Annotated in this window: 4 protein-coding genes and 1 pseudogene; all 5 read right to left on the reverse strand. The window is 68.4% G+C overall.

Annotation, left to right across the window (positions count from 1 at the left end; translation table 11 throughout):
- A pseudogene (locus AC1DXV_RS31525) lies at positions 1–261 on the reverse strand (hypothetical protein); the annotation flags it as partial.
- 175 nt (positions 262–436) lie between these two features.
- Positions 437–760, reverse strand: coding sequence for a hypothetical protein (locus AC1DXV_RS31530; protein ID WP_477869414.1), 324 nt, complete (start codon positions 758–760; stop codon positions 437–439).
- 99 nt (positions 761–859) lie between these two features.
- Positions 860–3,007 (reverse strand): peptidase domain-containing ABC transporter, encoded by a 2,148-nt coding sequence (locus tag AC1DXV_RS31535; protein ID WP_477937426.1) that lies wholly within the window; start codon positions 3,005–3,007, stop codon positions 860–862.
- Between the two features lie 55 nt (positions 3,008–3,062).
- Positions 3,063–4,319, reverse strand: a complete 1,257-nt coding sequence (locus AC1DXV_RS31540) for a glycosyltransferase family 4 protein (protein WP_477937428.1) — start codon at positions 4,317–4,319, stop codon at positions 3,063–3,065.
- The coding region (locus AC1DXV_RS31545; protein WP_477937430.1) for a hypothetical protein at positions 4,309–4,609 on the reverse strand (301 nt) is incomplete at its 5' end. The genes AC1DXV_RS31545 and AC1DXV_RS31540, both read right to left, overlap by 11 nt.

Below are 4,609 nucleotides of genomic sequence, written 5' to 3' on the forward strand. Positions count from 1 at the left end.
CTCCCACAACAACGCGATCCACGACGGCGCCTCGAACTGCGCACGCTCGTTGTTCCGCACATTGCGCATCAACTGCGGGCCCGCCACCGTCCGCACCGATGCCGCGTCGAACCCGCGCTGCTCCGCCAGTTCGATCAGCGCCGCGCACTCCTCGCTCGCCAACAGGCCCGGTACCGAGAACATGCGCTCCGAATGGGGCACCCATTGCCGGGGTGATGTGGGCACAACAGCCAGCGCGTCACCGATCACGAGGTTCGACATGCATTCTTCCTTCTCCCCTTTAACCGCGTCAGTCTAGTCACGCCGCGCCGCAAAGTCCGCCACTGCACGCACACCCTGATGGGGGACATCAACAAGCCAGATGGCGGTATGAGCACTCTGTATGGAACGAGTGCGCGGACGCGCTACTGCAAGCCGCGCGTCCGCGCACAACCACCTACTTCACCTCATCATCGTCCGGCGCTTTCACGCAGACGCTGATGTCGCACAGGCCGCATTCGCAGCGCACCTCCAGCACCGGCAGCGCATCCGGCACGCCGGTCTGCCGTTCACTCACCGTCACCACGCCATAGCACGCGGGGCATCGTCGCTCCGCCGTGCCCGCCTGCGCGCCGTGCGAGTGGGCCGCATCCAGCGCGATGCCCTGCGCCTGCAGGAACAGCTCGTCCGCCCGCCGATCAATCCAGCGCTCGATCGCTTTCATCGCGACCACGAACCCCACTACCGACACCACTATCGCAACACCTAACCAATCGTTCATTTGCCGTCCTTTGCCAACACCGGGTTGCACTGCAGATGGTGTTGAGCGAAGCAGCTTAGAAATCAACTGTGCAGGAGATATGCAGTTGGCAGCCTCATCTCAGCCTTCTCCGCTCAGATCGGGTGCCGTTGTCGCCACCGCCTGCAGCATCTGCGCCCCATCCGCATGCAGCTGCACCACCGCATCGATCTTCAGCAGCTTCGGCAGGTTGTGCGTGATGAACAGCATCGTCACCCGCCCCTTCAGCGCGTTGATCGTCTTCGCGAAGCTCTCGGCCGTGTCATGGTCGAGCGCCGACGTGGCCTCGTCGAAGATCAAGACCTTCGGGCCCTTCAGCAGCGCGCGCGCAATCGCCAGCCGCTGCTTCTGCCCGCCCGACAGGCCACTGCCGCGCTCGCCGATCTCGGTCTGGTAACCCTGCGGCAGCGCCTCGATCGTCGTGTGGATGCCAGCCATCTTCGCGGCCTGCACCACCTGCTCGAACGTGGCCGCCGGGTTGCCGGCGCGCAGGTTGTCGAAGATGCTGCCGCTGAACAGCACCGTCTCCTGCGGCACCACGCCGAAGTGCGCGCGCAGCTCGTTGGCCGCCATGTGGCGGATGTCGACATCGTCGATGCGGATCTGCCCCTGGCTCGGCTGGTAGAAGCCCATCAGCAGCTTCGCGAAGGTGCTCTTGCCGGTGCCCGAGGGGCCCATGATCGCGACCGTCTGCCCCGGCTGGATGGTCAGGCTCAGGTCCTGGTACAGCAGCGGCAGGTCGTCGGCATAGCGGAAGCCGAGGTTGCGCACCTCGATGCGGCCGGCGCCACCCGCCTGCCGCTGCGGCGTGATCGAGTACGGCTCGGCCGGCGCGTTCATCACGTCGCCCAGCCGCTGCACGCTCAGCGAGGCCTGCTGGAACTGGCTCCACAGCCCGACGATGCGCAGCACCGGCTGGCTCAGCTTGCCCGAGAACATCTGGAAGGCCACCAGCATGCCGATCGTGAAGCTCGGTTCGGTCATCACCGTGTAGGCCCCCACCATCAGGATCAGCAGCGTCTGCACCTGGTCCAGCGTGGTCGCGAAGATGTTGTAGGTGTTGGCCGTCTGCTTCGTCTTGAAGCCCGACTGCAGGTAGCTCGCCAGGTAGCCGGCAAAGCGCTGGCGCAGCTGCGGCTCCATCTGCAGGCTCTTCACCGTCTCGAAGCCGGCGATGTGCTCGGTGACGAAGGCCTGGTTGCGCGCGCCCAGCAGGAACTGCTCGTTCAGCCGCGACTGGAACAGCGGCGCGATCACGATGCTCACCACCGCGATGACCGCCAGGATGCCGAGCGCGATGCAGGTCAGCAAGGCGCTGTACCAGAACATCAACCCGAGGCAGATCACCAGGAACGGCAGGTCGAGCACCAGGCCGACCGCCGCCCCCGAGACGAACTCGCGGATGGTTTCCACCGCATGCAGGCGCGCCGCGACGACGCCGGTCGGCCGGTGCTGGAAGTAGCGCAGCGGCAGCCGCAGCAGGTGCTCCCAGATGGCCGCGCCCAGCACCGCGTCGACGCGGTTGCCGGTGTGCAGCACCAGGTACTGGCGCACCCAGCTGAGCAGGCTGGTGAACACCGTGAAGATCAGCATCGCGATGCCGATCGCGATCAGCGTGCTCTCGGTGCGGTGCACCACCACCTTGTCGATGATGGCCTGCGTGAACAGCGGCGTGGCCAGCGCGATCAGCTGCAGCGCGAGCGAGGCGAGCAACACGTCGCGCCAGACCTGGCGGTGCTTCATCAGCTCGGGCACGAACCAGCGGAAGCCGAAGCGCGGCGCCCCGGCCGCACCATCGGGATCGGCCGCCGCCGCGGTGACCGGTGCCGCCAGCCAGGCCTCGCCGGTGATCGCCTGCGCGAACGTCTCGGCATCGAGCTCGTTCGCCGTCGCGCTGCCGGCCTTGAACAGCACCACCTTGCCGTCGACCGCGGCGGTCACGATGCCGAACACCGGCGCTGCGTCGTCCGTGGCATCGGCCTTCAGTGCCACCAGCAGCGGGAACACCATGCGTTCGAGGCGAGCCGGCTTCAGCATGATCTGCCGCACCTTCAGGCCGAGCGCACGGCCGGCCGCGATCACCGTTGCGTGCGTGCAGGGCGGCGGAAACTCGCGCGCCACCAGCTCGGCCGAGAACGGCTGGCGGTGCAGGGAACAGATCGATCCCAATGCCCACAGCAGTTGCTGTGGCGGCACCGCTTGCGGCGCCCCTCCCTTCGTCCTCAACATCGAGGCTCACTCCCGTTCTTGTGTGCTGCAGTCTAGCCAGCGCGGGGCCGATTTCTCATGAAACCGGCGCCCCCACTTTGGGGGATGACRCGCTCAGCAAGGCGTCGTAGCCGACGAGGCCTGCCTGCATCGAATAGCGCTGCGCGAGCTGGCGCGCCGCCAGCCGGCGTGCGGTCCAGGCACTGCCGCCTTCGAGCGCGCCGGCCGTGGCCTCGGCGATGCGTGCCACGTCGAAGAACGGCACCAGCGCGCCCGTCTCGCCGTCGGTGACGGCCTCGCGCACCGGCGCCGTGTCGGAGCCGATGACCGCCGCGCCGCAGGCCATCGCCTCCAGCAGCGACCAGCTCAGCACGAACGGGTACGTGAGGTACACGTGCGCCGCCGACACCTGCAGCACCTTCAGGTACTGCGCGCGCGGCAGCTTGCCGGTGAAGTGCGTGCGCTCGGGGTCGAGCTTCACCTCCTGCAGCATCTTCTCGCGCCAGTTCGTCGCATCGCGCACGCGCTTGCCGTAGCTCACGCCGTCGCCGCCGACGATGATCGCGTGGCACTGCCTGTTCTGCTGCTGCAGCCGCTCCAGCGCCCGCATGAAGACGTGGAAGCCGCGGTACGGCTCGAGGTTGCGCGCCACGTAGGTGACGACCGGATCACCCGCCTTCAGCACCACGCCGCTGCGCGTGCGGATCGCCGCCTGCGCATCGGGTGCGAGGCCGTCGATGTCGATGCCCTCGTGCTGCACGCCGATCTTCGGCAGGAAGATCTCCGGATGCCGGCTGCGCTGCCAGTGCGTCGGGCTGACCGCGGCATCGCAGTTCGTCAGGTTCAGCGTGTGCAGCGCATTCCAGGTGCGGATGCGCGCGCGGTCGTCGAAGCTGATCGGGAACTCGGGGTCAAAGCCCAGGTCCTGGCCCTCGGCGTTGTAGTACCACTCGCACAGGTGCACGAGGCGCGCATCGGGGAACACGTCCTTCGCATACAGCGTCTCGCCCCAGCCCGGGTGCGCGAGGATCACGTCGGGCCGGAAGCCCTGCTCGCGCAGCTTCAGCATCGCGCGCGCCGCCGCCTGGCCGTGCAGCGTGGCCGACTCCATCTGCCGCAGGTAGCCGTGCTGCTGCGCGTGCGGGGCGCGGGCCAGCTTGTAGTGCGACAGGCCGTCGAACCCGGGCAGCCCCGGCGCCGTCTCGCGGCCCAGGGCCCGAACCTCCCAGCCCGGGCGCCGGGCCCAGGCCGCGACGAGCTGGCCGAACTGGCCGGGGAAGTTCTGGTGGATCACCAGCACGCGCATCCCGGAGGATTCCGTGTCAGGCGGCATGCTCACGCCGCCACAGCACGGCATCGCGGCCCAGTGCGAGGCCCGGGCCGGCGAGGTCGTGGCCGGCGCCCGTCTCCGCCGCGGCGATCGGCGTCGGCAGCCCCTCGCGCGCCGGCTCGGCCCACCGCATCGCCACGTCCAGCGTCGCCCACGCGCCGGCCACCGAGGTCAGTGCCGGCATCGCCTTCTCGGTCGGTGCGCTGCTCGACGACGCGGTCACCGTGATCGGCACCGTGCTGCCATCGGCCAGCCTGATCGTCTCGATCTTGTTGGCCGTGCCGACGTACCAG

Source organism: Rhizobacter sp. P3_C12, from assembly GCF_056402735.1.

Coding starts and splice junctions, on each gene's coding strand:
- AC1DXV_RS31530 (WP_477869414.1), bottom strand. CDS start 760: ATGAACGATTGGTTAGGTGTTGCGATAGTGGTGTCGGTAGTGGGGTTC.
- AC1DXV_RS31535 (WP_477937426.1), bottom strand. CDS start 3,007: ATGTTGAGGACGAAGGGAGGGGCGCCGCAAGCGGTGCCGCCACAGCAA.